The organism is Streptomyces sp. NPDC058812 (assembly GCF_042744565.1).
In the GTDB taxonomy this organism is placed as follows: domain Bacteria; phylum Actinomycetota; class Actinomycetes; order Streptomycetales; family Streptomycetaceae; genus Streptomyces; species Streptomyces thinghirensis.
Genome location: NZ_JBHYOB010000005.1, coordinates 210,338 through 225,500, shown reverse-complemented (window position 1 = coordinate 225,500; position 15,163 = coordinate 210,338). Strand labels below are relative to the sequence as shown.

At 71.2% G+C, this 15,163-nt stretch carries 12 protein-coding genes and 2 pseudogenes; 9 read left to right on the top strand and 5 right to left on the bottom strand.

Annotated features, from left to right (window positions below):
- Positions 1 to 102: 102 nt before the first annotated feature.
- Entirely contained in the window at positions 103 to 1,314 is a 1,212-nt protein-coding gene (locus ACFW48_RS12850; protein ID WP_386313541.1) for an acyltransferase, read from the bottom strand.
- Complete coding sequence (locus ACFW48_RS12845; protein WP_386313538.1) at positions 1,314 to 2,288, bottom strand: alpha/beta hydrolase; 975 nt, start codon at positions 2,286 to 2,288, stop codon at positions 1,314 to 1,316. Before ACFW48_RS12845 ends, ACFW48_RS12850 begins: the two co-directional genes overlap by 1 nt.
- A 337-nt stretch (positions 2,289 to 2,625) precedes the next feature.
- On the opposite strand from ACFW48_RS12845, the gene ACFW48_RS12840 reads away from it, so the two are divergent.
- The 3 genes from ACFW48_RS12840 (at position 2,626) to ACFW48_RS12830 (ending at position 6,758) form a co-directional block, all read left to right on the top strand.
- Complete coding sequence (locus ACFW48_RS12840) at positions 2,626 to 4,131, top strand: peptide MFS transporter (protein ID WP_386313536.1); 1,506 nt, start codon at positions 2,626 to 2,628, stop codon at positions 4,129 to 4,131.
- Between the two features lie 29 nt (positions 4,132 to 4,160).
- Entirely contained in the window at positions 4,161 to 6,164 is a 2,004-nt protein-coding gene (locus tag ACFW48_RS12835; protein WP_386313534.1) for a CocE/NonD family hydrolase, read from the top strand.
- 72 nt (positions 6,165 to 6,236) lie between these two features.
- Positions 6,237 to 6,758, top strand: a complete 522-nt coding sequence (locus tag ACFW48_RS12830) for a GNAT family N-acetyltransferase (protein ID WP_386313532.1) — start codon at positions 6,237 to 6,239, stop codon at positions 6,756 to 6,758.
- Here ACFW48_RS12830 and ACFW48_RS12825 read toward each other — a convergent pair.
- The gene (locus ACFW48_RS12825) at positions 6,735 to 7,361 is read right to left on the bottom strand and encodes a TetR/AcrR family transcriptional regulator (RefSeq protein WP_386313529.1); all 627 of its coding nucleotides are present in this window, start codon (positions 7,359 to 7,361) and stop codon (positions 6,735 to 6,737) included. The genes ACFW48_RS12830 and ACFW48_RS12825 overlap by 24 nt on opposite strands.
- A 130-nt stretch (positions 7,362 to 7,491) precedes the next feature.
- On the opposite strand from ACFW48_RS12825, the gene ACFW48_RS12820 reads away from it, so the two are divergent.
- The 6 genes and pseudogenes from ACFW48_RS12820 to ACFW48_RS12795 form a co-directional block, all read left to right on the top strand.
- Positions 7,492 to 8,943, top strand: coding sequence for an amidase (locus tag ACFW48_RS12820; protein WP_386313527.1), 1,452 nt, complete (start codon positions 7,492 to 7,494; stop codon positions 8,941 to 8,943).
- 128 nt (positions 8,944 to 9,071) lie between these two features.
- Positions 9,072 to 10,310, top strand: a complete 1,239-nt coding sequence (locus ACFW48_RS12815; protein ID WP_386313525.1) for an MFS transporter — start codon at positions 9,072 to 9,074, stop codon at positions 10,308 to 10,310.
- Positions 10,311 to 10,388: 78 nt separating this feature from the next.
- A complete protein-coding gene (locus ACFW48_RS12810) occupies positions 10,389 to 10,754 on the top strand; it encodes a VOC family protein (RefSeq protein ID WP_386313522.1) in 366 nt (121 codons plus the stop codon).
- A gap of 212 nt (positions 10,755 to 10,966) precedes the next feature.
- On the top strand, positions 10,967 to 11,380 hold the full coding sequence (locus ACFW48_RS12805) for a PTS transporter subunit EIIC (RefSeq protein ID WP_386313520.1): 414 nt from the start codon (positions 10,967 to 10,969) through the stop codon (positions 11,378 to 11,380).
- A pseudogene (locus ACFW48_RS12800) lies at positions 11,358 to 12,105 on the top strand (methyltransferase domain-containing protein). The gene ACFW48_RS12805 and the pseudogene ACFW48_RS12800 overlap by 23 nt, the downstream one beginning before the upstream one ends.
- A 49-nt stretch (positions 12,106 to 12,154) precedes the next feature.
- Positions 12,155 to 12,247, top strand: a pseudogene (locus ACFW48_RS12795) (chitin-binding protein); the annotation flags it as partial.
- A 183-nt stretch (positions 12,248 to 12,430) separates the two neighbouring features.
- On the opposite strand, the gene ACFW48_RS12790 reads toward ACFW48_RS12795, so the two are convergent.
- Together ACFW48_RS12790 and ACFW48_RS12785 are read right to left on the bottom strand one after the other, a co-directional pair.
- Positions 12,431 to 13,327, bottom strand: a complete 897-nt coding sequence (locus ACFW48_RS12790) for an aminoglycoside phosphotransferase family protein (RefSeq protein ID WP_386313518.1) — start codon at positions 13,325 to 13,327, stop codon at positions 12,431 to 12,433.
- 263 nt (positions 13,328 to 13,590) lie between these two features.
- A complete protein-coding gene (locus ACFW48_RS12785; RefSeq protein WP_386313515.1) occupies positions 13,591 to 15,159 on the bottom strand; it encodes an amidohydrolase in 1,569 nt (522 codons plus the stop codon).
- Positions 15,160 to 15,163: the final 4 nt, after the last annotated feature.

Here is a 15,163-nt window from a genome sequence, read left to right as displayed (position 1 = left end):
GTGGTTCGTCAGCCCGGGCTGGACGGACGTACGGATCCGGCGTGTTGGCGGGCCGTGGAGCCGTCATCCGGCCACGGTGGTACGGCGGTGCCTCTACGTCACTCACGCGGCGAGCGCGAAGTAGGCGAAGCCCGCCGCGAGCACGCCCGCCGCCGCGCGGCGGGTCGTGCCGGTGCGGTCCCACGGGGTCTCCAGGGGCCGGGCGAACTTCGTGATCGCCACCAGCAGCCCCGCGAGGAGCGGCATCCAGGCCATCCGCGCCAGGATCCATCCGGCCGTGTCCGGCGCGGTGGTCAGGCCGGGGATCTCGCCGAAGTACGAGGCGGGGACCGCGGCGGCGAGCATCGCCGTCTGGTGCCAGCACAGGATCGTCATCGCCGCCACGTTGATGATCACCACCGGGGCCCACAGGGCGGGGCGCCGGAGCAGCCGGGCCAGCCGGTCGCGCAGCAGGATCGCCGCACCGGACTGGGCGGCCGCGAGCGCCAGGACCAGCAGGGACGGCGGGTGGGAGTTGGTACGGGACGCGCCGGGCACGCCCACCATCGACGCCGGGTAGTGGAAGGCGAGCAGCAAGGTGGCGAACAGGGCCGCGCCGCCCGCGAACAGCAGCCACGCCTCGCGGCGGCCCAGCCGCTTGTCCGCCCAGGACACGCCCAACTGGTAGGCGAACATCCAGCCCGGAAGCAGATTGAGCAGACTCAGCCAGGTCGGCATCGCGTCCGCGTACGGCCCGTAACGCAGGAAGTCGACCACCGCGACCGAGCCGAGCAGCGGGGCCGCGGACCAGAAGCCGAGGCGCCGCGAGGCGCGGAGGCAGTACGGCGTGAGGGCCGTGATCACGGCGTAGACGCCGACGAACCACAGGGGCTGGACGACCAGTGTCGACGCGGTGTGCAGGGTGGCGGTCGGGACGCCGAGGCCGTAATGGAGGGTGGGGAGCAGCAGCGCCCATACGGCGGTGACGCCGAGGACCGGGCGGCCCAGGCGGGTGAGCCGGCCGGTGATCCACTCGCGGGCCGAGCCCTTGCGGCGCTGGTGGGAGAGGTACGAGGAGTAGCCGCCGACCAGGAAGAAGATGCCCAGCATCTGAAGGAACCAGCCGGCCGGGGCCAGCGCGCCGAACGTGGCCAGCGGGCTGGCGTTGTGCAGGCCGCCGCCAGTGTCGAGGGTGAAGCCGCCGAGCAGCCAGTGGCCGGTCGGGACGGCCAGGAGCGCCAGCGCGCGCAGGCCGTCGACGGCGCGGTCGCGGTGGGCGGGGGTCCGGTCGTCGATCTTGGCGGTGAGCCTCGCGAGCTTCGTGGGGGTCTTCATCACAGGTCTCCGCCGGCGATCGCCGCGAACGCGGTCAGGGTGGAGGTGCCGGTGGTGAAGTACTCGTCGTGCGCGGGGACGTCGTCGGCGGGCAGGACGGTCGCGCCGAAGCCGGGCGAGGTGGGGTCCGCGCCGTGGCCCAGGCCCAGGACCTCGACGTTGGGGACGCGGTCGATCCAGTCGTCCGGGGACTTGGCCGCCCAGACGTCGGCCTCGGTGCCGAGTGCGGTGACGTTGTCGGCGCGCATGCCGGGCGAGCCCATGACGACGATGTCGCTCGCGTCGGTGTCGGGGGCGGCGAGGCCGCAGACCACCGAGCCGTAGCTGTGGCAGAAGAGGGAGGGGTCGGGAAGGCCGGCCGCGTCCAGGCCGTCGGTGAGACGGGTGAGGCGCTCGGCGCCGGTCTCGGCGAGCCGGCCCGTCGCCAGGTCGGGGCCGATGCCGGAGGGGGTGGTGTAGCCGGCCCAGGCGATGACGGCCGTGTCGTCACCCGCCTCCGCCTGGAGGTCGGCGGCCCACTGTGCCGTACGGTCGAACGTCGAGACGTCGATGTCCGAGCCGGGGACGATCACCGAGACGTGGGTGGCGTTCTCCAGGTCGCCCGCGACCTGCGCGATCAGGCCGCGGCCGCGTGGGTCGTACGCCAGGACCTGGTCGCCTGCCGGGACGTTGGCCTCGTAACGGAGGTGCACGGGAACGCCGTCGAGGTTGCCCACCACGGTGGGGTGGTCCTCGACGAGTCGCTGCTGCTGAGCGTCGGTCAGGTCCGCGAAGAAGGCCGCCACTTCGGAAGGCGTGGCCGTGGTGGGGTCCGGTAGCCCCTGCCCCGGAAAGTCGTCCGCCAGCCAGGCGGCGGTGCCGGGGAGCGGACCGCTCGGCGCGCTCTCGCTGCCCGCCGAGGCCCAGCCCGCCGTGCTGCCGACCAGCAGTGTGGTCAGTACGGCAGTGGTCAGGGTCTTCTTGAAGCGGCGCATCCGTCCCTCTCCCTCTGTCTCGTCCGTGGTGCCGGGGAGGAAGGTAGGAAGGCGGTGGGAGGCAGGGCGTCACGCTGAGGAGCCAAGTCGGAGGTGATACCTCCGTAGGGGGTGGGCTACGCGCCGGCCCCGCCCGGGGCCGGCGGGTCGCCCGGCTCGAGCGGGGACGGCGGCGACGTACGCATTTGCGAAGTAGGGGTGATCCCTGATCTCCTGAGCGGCGACGTGGGACTGACTGTCATGTCGCTGTGCGCGTCGCGAACAGGTGCCGGTATGTTCCGTATGCGCCAGTTCTGCTGTGCAGCAGTCCAGCACCCCCCGACCGGCGACAGGACTCATGACAGAACGTGCTCATCCCCAGGCAGCCGACGACGAGCAGCCTCCGGCGCAGGACGACCGCGCCTTCTTCGGGCAGCCGAAGGGCCTGCTCACGCTGTCCGCCCTGGAGGTCTGGGAGCGCTTCTCGTTCCTGGGCATGCAGGCGATCCTGGTCCTGTACTTCGCCGACTCGGTGGCGAACGAGGGCCTGGGCATGGACGCCGGCACCGCCGCGTCCGTGTCGGCCGCCTACGGGACCCTCGTCTACCTGGTCTCCGTCGGAGGCGGATGGCTCGCCGACCGCATCCTCGGCTCGTACCGGGCGGTCCTGTGGGGAGGCATCCTCATCGCTCTGGGGCACTACTCCATGGCCGTGCCCACCGCCGCCATGACCTGGGTCGGCCTGGGCCTGATCAGCGCCGGTACCGGCCTGCTCAAGCCCAACGTGGCCGCCATGGTCGGCAAGCTCTACCGCACCGACGACGACCGCCGGGACGCCGGCTTCGCCCTGTACTACATGGGCATCAACATCGGCGCCTTCGCCGGTCCGCTGATCACCGGCTGGCTCGGCGAGCACCAGGGCTGGCACTGGGGCTTCTCCGCCGCCGCGTTCGGGATGACGCTGGGGCTGATCCAGTACATCGCCGGGCGCCGTCACCTCGCCGGCCGCAAGCACGCCGCCGAGTTCGCACTGGCCCCGGCGGCCATGCGCCGGGCCGTGTGGCTGATGGTCGCCGGGGGCCTGGCCTTCGCCGTGCTGTGCGGCGTGCTCGCGGGCGCCGGCTGGCTCACCATGGACCGGTTCGTCGACGTGCTCACGGTCGTCTCGGTGATCGCACCGGTCGTCTACTTCTGGGTCATGTTCACCAGCCCCCGGGTCACCGCGGAGGAACGCGGGCGGCTGCGTCCCTACATCGTCCTCTTCCTCGCCTCGGTGGTCTTCAACTTCATCCTCTTCCAGGCGTACTCGACGATGATCCTGCTCGCGTCGACCAACGCCGACACCACGATCCTCGGCTTCGACTTCCCGTCCAGCTGGTACGCCTCCGCACTCGGCGCCTTCGAGGTGGCGCTGGCCCCCGTGGTCGCGGCCGTCTGGGTACGGATGGGCCGCCGCCAGCCGCACGCCTCGAACAAGATCGCGCTCGGGGTCATCCTCGGTGGCCTGTCGTTCCTGCTCATGGTGGTGCCCACCTCCGGGCACGAAGGCACCGACTACCGGATGGCCGCCTGGTGGATCGTCGGCTCCTACCTGCTGCTCGGTCTCGGCGACGTGCTCCTGGAGACCTCGGGCCTCTCGGCCAGCAGCAAGCTGGCACCGAAGGCGTTCTCCAGCCAGACCATGGCCCTGTGGTTCCTCTCCCTGGCCCTCGCCAACGGCATCCAGGCCCAGGTGGTGAAGATCTACGACGACGTCTCGCACCCCGTGTACTTCGGCGTCAACGGCTCCATCGCCGTCGTCCTCGGCCTGGTCGTCGTAGCCCTGGCGCCGTGGCTGCGGCGCACGATGCACCCCGTCCACTGAGCACCCGGCCCGCCGGAAGGTACCGCCCCATGCACATCCGCACGGACTTCCCGTACGAGACGACCCACGACGACATCCGTATCCCCCTGCCGGACGGCACCCGGCTCTACGCGCGGATCTGGCGGCCGGTCACCGATGAGCCGGTGCCGGCCCTGCTGGAGTACCTGCCGTACCGGCTCAGCGACTGGACCGCGCCCCGCGACAGCCAGCGCCACCCCTGGTACGCGGGGCACGGCTACGCCTCCGTCCGCGTCGACGTGCGCGGGCACGGCAACAGCGGCGGCCTGCCGGGCGACGAGTACGACGCCACCGAGCTGGCCGACGGTGTCGCGGTCGTCGAGTGGCTGGCCGCGCAGCCCTGGTGCGACGGCAACGTGGGCATGTTCGGCATCTCCTGGGGCGGTTTCAACTCGCTCCAGATCGCCGCGCTCGCTCCCGAACCGCTGAAGGCCGTCGTCACCGTCTGCTCCGCGGACGACCGGTACGACAACGACGTGCACTACATGGGCGGCTCGGTGCTCGGCGTCGACATGCACGCCTGGGCCTCCACCATGCTGGCGTTCGTCTGCCGCCCGCCGGACCCGGAGTACGCCGGTCAGGAGTGGCGGGAGATGTGGCTGCGACGGCTGGAGGCCGTCGACCCGTTCATCCACACCTGGCTCGCCCACCAGCTTCGCGACGACTACTGGAGGCACGGCAGCGTCTGCGAGGACTACTCCGCGATCAACGCCGCCGTCCTCGCCGTGGGCGGCTGGCACGACCCGTACCGGGACACCGTTCTCCGGCTCGTGGAGCACCTGCCGAACGAACGGGTGCGCGGGCTGATCGGGCCCTGGTCCCACCAGTACCCGGACCGCGGACTGCCGCCGGGCCCGCCGATCGGCTTCCTCCAGGAGACGCTGCGCTGGTGGGACCGGCACCTGAAGGGGGTGGACAACGGCGTCATGGACGAACCGCTGCTCCGCTCCTGGATCAGCGAGTCGCACCGGCCGGCCACCGTCTACCCCGAACTGCCGGGCCGCTGGGTCGGCGACCCGGCCTGGCCGTCCCCGTACATCACCCCCACGCCGCACGCCCTCGGGGGCGACCCGGTCGTCGTACGCTCTCCCCAGCACACCGGCGTCGACGCCGGACGGTTCTTCCCCTTCGGCAACGACGCCGACCTGCCGCCCGACCAGCGCGAGGAGGACGCCCGCTCGGCGTGCTTCGAGTTCCCCGTCACCGACGGCCCCATCGAGATCCTCGGGCGTCCCGAAGTGACCCTGCGCCTTCGGATGGACGTACCGTACGGGCAGGCCGTCGCCCGGCTCTGCGACGTCGCGCCGGACGGATCTTCGACCTTGGTGACCCGCGGCGCCCTCAACCTGGCCGCGCGCCAGGGCCGGGACCGCAACGTTCCCTGGCAGCCCGGCGCCACCGAGACGGTGGCCTTCCAGCTCAACGGCATCGGCCACACCTTCCCGGCCGGACACCGCATCCGGCTCGCCGTCTCCTCCGCCTACTGGCCGTGGATCTGGCCGCAGGCGGGTTCCGACGGCTTCGTCCTGGAGCCGGCCGGCTCGGCACTCGCGCTGCCGGTGCGCGACGCCGGGGAACACCCCGAGGACACCGGCATCCGCTTCGAGCCGCCCGAGCAGTCCGAGCCGTTGCGCGTCGCGGTGCCGGCGGCCCAGGAGGAGCAGCGCCCGGAGCGACTCGTGGTGCGCGACGTGGCCGAGGGCGAGTGGCGGCTGGAGGTGGATCCGCGCTACGGCGGGACCCGCGTGTACCCGGACGGCCTGGAGTTCACCGAGGACGCGCTGGAGACCTACACCATCAGGGAGGACGACCCGCTCTCGGCGCGGGCCAGGTCCGACTGGACCGTCCGCCTGCACCGGCCGGAACGCGCTTGGGATGTGCGGGTCGATACCCGGTCGGAGATCACCTGCGACGCCGATGACTTCGTCACCTCCAACGAGGTGGTGTGCCGCGACGGAGAGGACATCGTCTTCCGGCGCACCTGGGAGAAGCGTATTCCTCGGGTCGCGCGCTGACCCGTCCGGAACCTCTCGCCGCCGACGTCAGGATCGGCAAGCGGCGTCCAACACGCACCGGAGGGAACCAACGTGGTCGGTCGGGTGGAACTGCGGCAGATGGACGAGGTGAGCCTCGAGGAACTCCTCGCCGTGGCCGTCGAGGACGCCGAGCCCGAGGAGGTCATGCCTCCAGTGGCCGGTCCACCCGGCTGGACGCCGACACGGCGGGAAGCCTTCCGGGCGTGGCACCGCGCCCGGCGCCCTGGACTTGCCGGCCCGCTCCGGGAATCCACCTTCGCGATCACCCACGAGGGGAAGACAGTGGGGTCGGCCCGGCTGGCTGTCCGGGGTAGCCGGGAAGTCCTGGAGACGGGCATGTGGCTCGCCCGTTCCCAACGCGGCCGCGGGATAGGCAGCGCCGCACTCCGCGTACTCCTCGGTGAAGCCGCCAGGGCCGGTGCGCAGGTCGTGGTCGCGGACACCACAGCGCACAACACAGCCGCCCTCGCAGCGTTGCGCGGCAATGGCGCAACGCTCATCGCGAGTGGGGACACCGCCGACGTCCACGCCGAGTTGAAGCCGGAGCGGTCAGTCGGTGGTCGTCCGGGGTGAGCCGCAGGCGGAGCGGTGCCGGCCGATGATTCCCTCGACGATGCTCATCAGTCGAGCCCCCGTCTGATCGATGCTTCCGTTCTGTGTGCTGACCTGAGCGCCTTCGAGCAGGAAGGTGATCTCGGCCGCGGTCTGCTCGGGGTCGGGCAGTCCGGCCTCGGCGCACAGGCCGACGAGTCTCCGGGTCTGACGGGCCTTGTGCTCCTCGATCACCTGCCGTGCGGGATGGGAGCGGTCGGGCAGTTCGGCGATGGAGTTGATGAACGGGCAGCCCCGGTGGGAGATCGCCGGCAGGCCCTCGGCGATGAAGCGGGCCAGGGCCAGGATCTGGTCTCCGGGCCGGCCGGGGTGTTCGGCCTCGGCCCGGTCGAAGGCCGCCTGGTAGTCGGCGGCGACGATGCGCAACCACTCGGCGACCAGGGCGTCCTTGGTTTCGAAGTGCCGGTAGATCGCCATCTTGGTGGTCTCGGCCCGCTCGGCGATCGCCTGGACGCCCACCCGCCGGATCCCCTCGCTCTGGAACAGCTCTTCCGCCGCGTCGAGGATGCGCTCCCGAGGCGGCAGTTTCGCCACCCTGCTCGGCCTTCTGCCGGTCGATGCCATGACTACTCCGTGACGTCCCGTCGGTTGCGGGCTCCCCATCCGCTGTTACGGTACCAGTCCGTTCCATGCGATACCGTTGGGTATCACTAGGTACCCAACGGTATCGTTCCAGTTTCCACCGGGAGTGACAGTGAGAGTTGCCGAGTACGTGGACTTCGACGCGGTCGGGCTCGCGGAGCTCGTGGCCAAAGGCGAGGTGACCCCCGCCGAACTGACGGCAGCCGCACTCGAGGCGGCACAGGCGGTCAACGGCCGGATCAACGCCGTCGTGGAGACATGGCCGGCCGACGACGAGCCCCACCCGGGCAGTTCACCGCTGGCCGGAGTGCCATTCCTGATCAAGGACATCGGAGTTTCCATGGCCGGGAGGCGAATGGAGCTGGGCAGCCGCCTCGCGGCCGGCAACGTCGCCGGCGCCGACTCCTCCCTGATGCTGCGCTTCCGTCAGGCAGGCCTCGTGACGTTCGGGCGTACCGCGACTCCGGAGTTGGCCTACAGCATCACGACGGAACCAGAGCTGTACGGTCCGACCCGCAATCCGTGGGACCCGGCGCGGAGCGCGGGCGGATCCAGCGGGGGCGCGGGCGCGGCTGTCGCTGCCGGGGTGGTCCCGGTCGCACACGCCACCGACGCGGCCGGCTCGCTCCGCATACCCGCCGCCCACAACGGCCTCTTCGGGTTGAAGCCCACCCGCGGCCGGGTCTCGATGGGCCCCGACGCCGACGAGGTGTTCAGCGGCCTCGCCGTGCACGGCGGCGTCAGCCGTACCGTTCGCGACAGTGCGGCACTGCTCGACCAGATCCGCGGCCCCGAACCGGGTGATCCCTACTTCGCCCAGCAGCCGTCCCGGCCCTACGCGGAGGAAGTCACCCGCCACCCGGGCTCGCTGCGGATCGGTGTCCTCACCCGGGCATGGGGTGGCCGCCGCACCACCACGCCAGTGGCCGACGCTCTCGCTCGCACCGTACGTCTGCTGGAATCCCTCGGCCACCGGGTGGAAGAGGTCGAGGTCGCCCTCGGGGCCGACTGGGAGGAGTTCGTGCTGGCCAACGCCCGTCTGCTGGCGGCGAACCTCGCGGCCTCGGCCGACGGGCTGGCCGCCGCCTTCGGCCGGCCCGTCGACTCCTCGACCCTCGAGCCGGTGACCCTCGCCGGCTACCACTACGGGCAGCGGGTCAGTGGCGCCCAGTTCGTCACCGCTCTCACGATCCGAAACCGGGTCGCTCGAAGCCTGGCACGACACTTCGCCACGCACGACATACTCCTCACCCCGACCTTGCCGGAGCTTCCTTTGCCCCTGGGCGCCTGTGCCGAGGGCGCGGAGGCCCTGGACGGCCTCGGCTGGATCAACCGCCTCAACGACCTCTCGCCGTTCACCATGCCGTTCAATGTGGCGGGCACGCCCGCCATGTCCGTGCCGGTGACGGCCGACGCCGAGAGCGGACTCCCGATCGGTATGCAGTTCGCCGCCGGTTACGGGCTCGAAGGCCGCCTCTTCCGCCTCGCCGGACAACTCGAACGGGCAAACCCGTGGTCGGGCCGAACCCCCACCGTGTGGGCGGGGGACCACACGGACCGCTGAGGAGCGCTTCCGGCAGCCATAAGCAGTTGAGGGCCGGCACCGTCCCTTGCTACAAACGAGGGCTGGTCATCGGGTGGGCGGGTGCGACGAGAGCGGGGCACGACGTGGCGCTGGCCGCTCCTGGTGCGGTGGCGGTCGACGCACTGGGCACGGGCCTGTATCTGCCGCTGTCGCTTCTGTACTTCGTGAAGGTCACTGATCTCGATCTGGCGACGCTCGGTGTGCTCGTCAGCGTGACCACCGCCCTGACCCTGCCGTTGCCGTTGCTGGTCGGACGCCTGGTCGACCGGATCGGGCCGCGGTTGGTGGTCGCCGGCGGCCAGGCTCTGCAAGGAGCGGGCTTCCTGCTCTACCTGGCAGTTTCCGGAGCGGGTTCGCTGGTGGTCGCCGTCCTGGTGACGACGGTCGGCCTGCGCGTGTACTGGTCGTCCGTCTTCACACTCGTCGCCGACCAGGCGGACGCCGAGGGAACGGGCACCGAGGGGGTCGACGCCAAGGACCACTGGTTCGCACGGACCGGGATGATCAGGGAAGCCGGCGGCGGCGGTGGGGCGGTGATCGCGGGCGCTGTGCTCGCCGTCGACTCCGCTCTCGTCTATGACGGGTTGATTCTCGGCAGCGCACTGGCCTTCCTGGTCGCCGCGGTGCTGGTCGTCCTCGCCGTGCCGTCCGTCCCGCACGCGCCGCCTCCGGCCGAGGGCCGCTCCGGACACCGGGCACTGCTGCGCGACCCGCCCTACCTCGCGCTGATCGGGACGTGCACGATCTTCGCCCTGTGCAGTTCGTTCCTGGCCCTGTCGCTGCCCGTTTACATCGTTCAGGGTCTGTCCGGACCGGACTGGCTGTCCGGCCCCCTGCTGGCCCTGAACACTCTCCTGCTGGCCACCTGCACGGCAGCCATCACCCGGTTCGTGCGTCGCCGCTGCACCCGTGCCCGCGCCATGGCCTGGGCCGGCGGGCTGTGGGTCGTGTGGTGCGCCGCGTCCGCGGCGGCCGTTCTCGTGCCGTCCGAGACGCTGGTGCCGTTCCTGGTGGCGGTGGTGGTGTGCTACTCCGCCGCGGAGATGGTCTACGGCCCCGCGTCGAACGCGCTCGCCGCGGCCGCGGCACCTGCCGGTTCGCGGGGCAGCTACCTGGCGGCGTTCCAGTACTCCTTCGCCGGCGCGAACATCCTCGCCCCCGGGCTCTTCGGACTGCTCTTCAGCCACAACCGTCTGCTCCCGTGGCTCGCCGTGGGCGTCCTCGCCGCACTGGGCACGGCACTGATGCTGCGCCTGGAGCACCGGCTGCCACCGGAACACCGCACGGCGCGACACAAGGACGGCGCCCGCGACGACGCCATCGTGCAGCACCGCCTGAGAGGCTGATCGCTCAGCCAACGACCGTGGCATTCACGGCGATTCGTGATCTCACGATGGAAGGTAGCTGAAATGCACAGAAGTCGAGTGTACGCCGTCATAATCGACACACCCGAAGCCGAGGTGGGCCAGGCGGCTCGCTTCTGGTCAGCGGCTCTCGGCGTCGAAGCGCAACCGTTCGCGCCGGCACCGCAGTTCACCACCCTCCACCAGGCGTTGCCAGGGCTCGTCACTGCCGTCCAGGCGGTCAACGACGCACCCCGTATCCATCTGGACATCGAAACCGATGACATCGAGGCGGAGACCACTCGCTTGATCGCCCTGGGGGCGGAGCAGAGCGCCCAGTGGCAGGAGTGTCACGTGCTACGAGTACCCGGTGGGCACTTGGTGTGCGTGCTCCCCGTGGAGGGAGCTCCCGCGGTCTTCGAAGCACAGGCCAACGTCTGGCCTTGACCAGCCTCCATGGACAGTCGCCGACCCGCTGTGATGTGATCCCTCCGGCGGAACGGCCCTGCTGGGCGTGGTCACCGGGCGACCCCCATGTACACCGCGCGAGGCCGGCCGACCCCCACGTGATGTCCTCCGCCGCTCGTTGCGCCCATGGGCCCCGCATCGCCACGGCGAGCGTGCGGGTCCGTCCCCCCAGGCTCGAAAGTTCCGTACACATGCAGAAGACCAAGGCCGCGCTCTGGGAATTCCTCCAGGGACTCGGCAAGACGTTCATGCTGCCGGTGGCCCTGCTCGCGTTCTGCGGCATCATGCTGGGCGTCGGCTCCTCACTCTCCAGCGAGGCCGTCACTGACAACGTTGCCTTCCTGAAGGGCGAGGGCTGGCACCTCGTCTTCACGTGGATGGCCAACACGGGGCTGGTCGCCTTCACGTTCCTGCCCGTCCTCTTCGCGATGGCGATCCCGCTCGGGCTCGCCCGTGAGGACAAGGGGGTGGCCGCCTTCTCGGGTTTCGTCGGCTTCGGAACGGATTCGCCGGGTGTGCGAGATCGCCGGTGGGGGGAAATCCATTGGTTCGCCGACCGGGACCGTGCCAGCCTTCGACGTCATGACTGCCGACGTGTGGAATGAGCAGGTGGCGTTGGGCTACGACGAGTCGTCCGCGCACATGTACGCGACCGAAGTCCTGGGACCCACGGTTTCCTTCCTCCAGCACCTGGTGGGCCGCGGCGCGGCCCTGGAGTTCGCGGTGGGGACAGGGCGCGTCGCCCTTGCGCTGAGCGCGCGCGGCGTTCGGGTGGCCGGGATCGAGAAGTCGGAGCCCATGGCGCGGGAGCTCGCCAGGAAGCCCGGCGGTGACGACGTGACCGTGACCATCGGGGACATGACGACCTCGACGGCGCCCGGCACGTTCAGCCTGGTCTACCTCGTCTACAACGCCATCACCTGCCTGCTCACCCAGGACGAGCAGGTCACGTGCTTCCGCAACGCCACGAAACATCTCGAGCCAGGAGGTCGTTTCGTGGTCGAGGTCTTCGTCCCCGAACTGCAGCGTCTGCCGCCGGGCGAGACCGCGCCCGTTCCACGTCGGCGAACGGCACGTCGGCTTCGACACCTACGACCTGGTGCACCAGCGGTTGGTCTCCCACCACTACTCCGTCGTGGAGGGACGAGGCTCCACGTTCCTCTCACCGCACCGCTATGTCTGGCCCTCCGAACTCGACCTGATGGCCCGGCTCGCCGGCCTGACCCCGTCCGGGCGATGGGCCGACTGGAACAAGGCGCCGTTCACCGCGTCCAGCAGGTCGCACGTCTCCGTGTGGCGCAAGCCATCCCTCGGTTCCGCACTGCTTTGACCAGTACCGTCGAACGGTGTGTCGGTGCCGTCGGGAGAGAGACACGCGTCTCACCGGACAGCAGAAGGTTCTCGCCGTGGGGAACGTCGCCGACACCGACAACGCGTTCTACGCCTGCGTCGACGTCAACGTCGGCGGCTGACAGATCGACTGGAGGAGCCACCGGCGCGGCCGCCGCCCTGTACGCGCCATCAACTCCTCGACGTCGAGTCCGGCGGCAACCTCAGCTGCTGGGCGGCCGGTGGTGGGGCTCGCCTTCGAGGCGTTGCCGGCGGGCCGGCCGCACGCTCGGGCGAAGCGGTGCGGCGTCCGAAACCTCGTTCACCTAGCCGACGAGGGCCTGCGTGATCTGCCGTGTGGTCTGCGCGGCGACCCTGGGGTTGACGGCGGCGTAGGAGGCGTACGCGTTCAGGCCCGTGGCCAGGGCCCACCCCCGGCCTCGGGTCCACGTGGCGTCGTCCACGCCGAGCGCGGCGCGGAAGGCGGCTCGCGGCGCCGCCGACATAAGGGTGAAGGCGATGGTCAGGTCGCGGGCCGGGTCGCCGATGCCGAACTCGCCGAAGTCGATGACCGCGCTGAGGCAGCCGTCGACGGTCAGCAGGTTGCCCGTGTGGAAGTCGCCGTGGAAGCAGACCGGGGGGCGGTCCCATGCGGGCGCGTTGAGCGCCGCGTCCCACAGCTCGGTCATGGCCGCCGTGTCGAACACGCCGCCCGCCTCCGCGATGGCGGCGCGCGTCGCCTCGTCCCGAGCAGCCAGCGGCCGGACGGTGAGGTCCTCGCCGGTGCCCAGGTCCGAGGCCTCCCCGGGCGCGAACCGTTGGAGTGCGGTCAGGAAGCCGGCCAGTTCTTCGGCGGCCTCGGACGACTCGGCGAGGGTCTCGACCGTGGCCACCTCGCCGTCGAGCCAGCGGGAGACCGCCCACGGCCAGGGATAGCCGAGATCGGGTTCTCCCACCGCCACCGGGACCGGGACGGCCAGCGGCAGGTGGGGGGCGAGCCGGGGCAGCCACTCGAGTTCCTTCCTGGCCTGTCCGATGGCGCCGGCATGGCGCGGTAGCCGGACGGTCAGTTCCTCGCCCAGCCGGTGGATCACATGGTCCGAGCCGGCTTGTTCGAGCGGCCGCAGGGGCAGCTCCGCCCACTGCGGGAACTGCCTCTCGACCAGGCGGGCGACCAGTGAGGAGTCGATCGAGGGGCTGTCCGGGGTTCGCTCGGTTGTCAAAGACAGCTCCTGGGGTCGGGCCGTTGTGCGCGGCCGGCGGTCGAGGCCATCACAGTGCGTCGTGCGCTCGTCTGTCGACTGCTTTTCCGCTCCGGCCGGCTTCTCTCCGGGGCTCCGACCCGCCCGCGACCCGCGACGCGTTCCCGGGTCCGCCGGAAGCTTCGGCTGACGGTCCGGGGGCCGGTGAGGTCGGAGACGGCACCCGGGAGTTCACCGGCGCCGCCCTGGGCCGCGGTCCCGCGACCGCCGGCTGCCGCTGCCGGTCACGAAGCCGGCACTCGGCCGTCGACGTACGTCGCCACCACCTCGATGTCTCCGATGCGCGAGGGTTCGACGCGCCGGGGGTCGTCGCCGAGCACGACGAGGTCGGCGCGCTTGCCCGGGGTGAGGCTGCCCAGGTCGTCCTCCCAGTGGCAGGCGAAGGCGCCGGCCACCGTGTGGGCGCGCAGGGCCTCCTCGACGGTGATGCCCTCGTCGGGGCCGATCGTCCGGCCCGACCCGGAGGAGCGCTCGACCATGAACTGGACGGCGCGCAGCGGGGATCCGTCCGTGACGGGGCGGTCGGAGCTGCCCACCAGCGTGATGCCGTGGTCCAGGAAGGCCCTGCCCCGGTAGAGCCAGGGGGCCCGGGTCTCGCCCATGATCGCCGCGTAGTCGTCGCCGAAGTGGCGCAGGAAGTTGGGCTGTACGACCGCGCTGACGCCCAGCCGCGCGAAGCGGGGGAGCTGGTCGGGGCGGATCAGGCCGGCGTGCTCGACGCGGTGCCGGGCTCCGGGGCGCGGCAGGATTCGCTGGGCCCGCTCCAGGGCGTCCAGGGCGACGTCGGCCGCGCGGTCGCCGATCGCGTGGACGGCGAGCTGCCACCCGGCGAGATGGCCGTCCACGATCGTGTCCGCGAGCACGTCCGGGTCGTCCTGCAACTGGCCGGCGTGGTCCAGCCCTTCGTACGGACTGGTGAGCGCGGCGGTCCGGGCCATCATGCCGCCGTCGGTGAAGACCTTCAGCGCGCCCACGGACAGCCGGTCGTCGCCGAACCCGGTGCGCAGACCGAGGTCGAGGGCTCTGGGAATGCCGTCGGCTTCGTGGGCGGCGACGGAGTGCAGCCGGTCCGCGGACACCATGAGCTGCACGCGCAGGGGCAACAGGGACTTTTCGCGGGCGAGTTGGTACGCGCCCAGCTCGACGGGGCTGTGGCCCAGGAGGGTGCCGCCGATACCGGCTTCGGCGCAGGCGGTGACCCCCTCGTCCAGGCAGGTGCGGGCGGCCCGTCCGATCGCCTGGGCCAACTCCTCCTGGGAGTACGGCAGGCGCAGCGCGCGGGCGGCGCCCATGGCGCCCTCGGCGAGGAAGCCGTGGTCGTGCGGGATGTCGGTGGGGAGCAGGTCGAGGACGGCGGAGTTGACTACGCAGCCGTGCCCTGAGTCGTGCGTCACGTAGAGCTTGTGTCCGTGGCTGACCTTGTCCAGTTCGGCGGCGGTCAGGTGGCGGCCCAGGGCCCGCTGGTCGTAGCCGGCGATGCTCACCCAGGCGCCGGGCGAGCCCTTCTGCGTGACGGCCTGTTCCACGACGGCGAGCACGTCGTCGATCCGCGTGCGGCCCGCGATGCTCGGGGTGTTCTGTTTGAGCCCGGTCCAGGCCAGGTGGACATGGGCGTCGATGAACCCGGGCAGCACGGTGGCGCCCTGGAGGTCGACCACCTCACGCGCGGGCAGGGAGGTCGCCGCCTCGTCCAGGCCGACGATCCGGCCCCGCCAGACACCCAGGTCGTGGGCGACGGAGTGGTCGGGATCCATGGTGAGGAAGCGGGCGTTCGTCAGTCTGGTGCAGAGCACGGGG

Bases quoted from the DNA above. Each gene is read 5' to 3' on its own strand.
- ACFW48_RS12825 (WP_386313529.1), bottom strand. From the start codon at position 7,361: ATGGCATCGACCGGCAGAAGGCCGAGCAGGGTGGCGAAACTGCCGCCT.
- ACFW48_RS12840 (WP_386313536.1), top strand. From the start codon at position 2,626: ATGACAGAACGTGCTCATCCCCAGGCAGCCGACGACGAGCAGCCTCCG.
- ACFW48_RS12805 (WP_386313520.1), top strand. From the start codon at position 10,967: ATGCAGAAGACCAAGGCCGCGCTCTGGGAATTCCTCCAGGGACTCGGC.
- ACFW48_RS12845 (WP_386313538.1), bottom strand. From the start codon at position 2,288: ATGCGCCGCTTCAAGAAGACCCTGACCACTGCCGTACTGACCACACTG.
- ACFW48_RS12850 (WP_386313541.1), bottom strand. From the start codon at position 1,314: ATGAAGACCCCCACGAAGCTCGCGAGGCTCACCGCCAAGATCGACGAC.
- ACFW48_RS12835 (WP_386313534.1), top strand. From the start codon at position 4,161: ATGCACATCCGCACGGACTTCCCGTACGAGACGACCCACGACGACATC.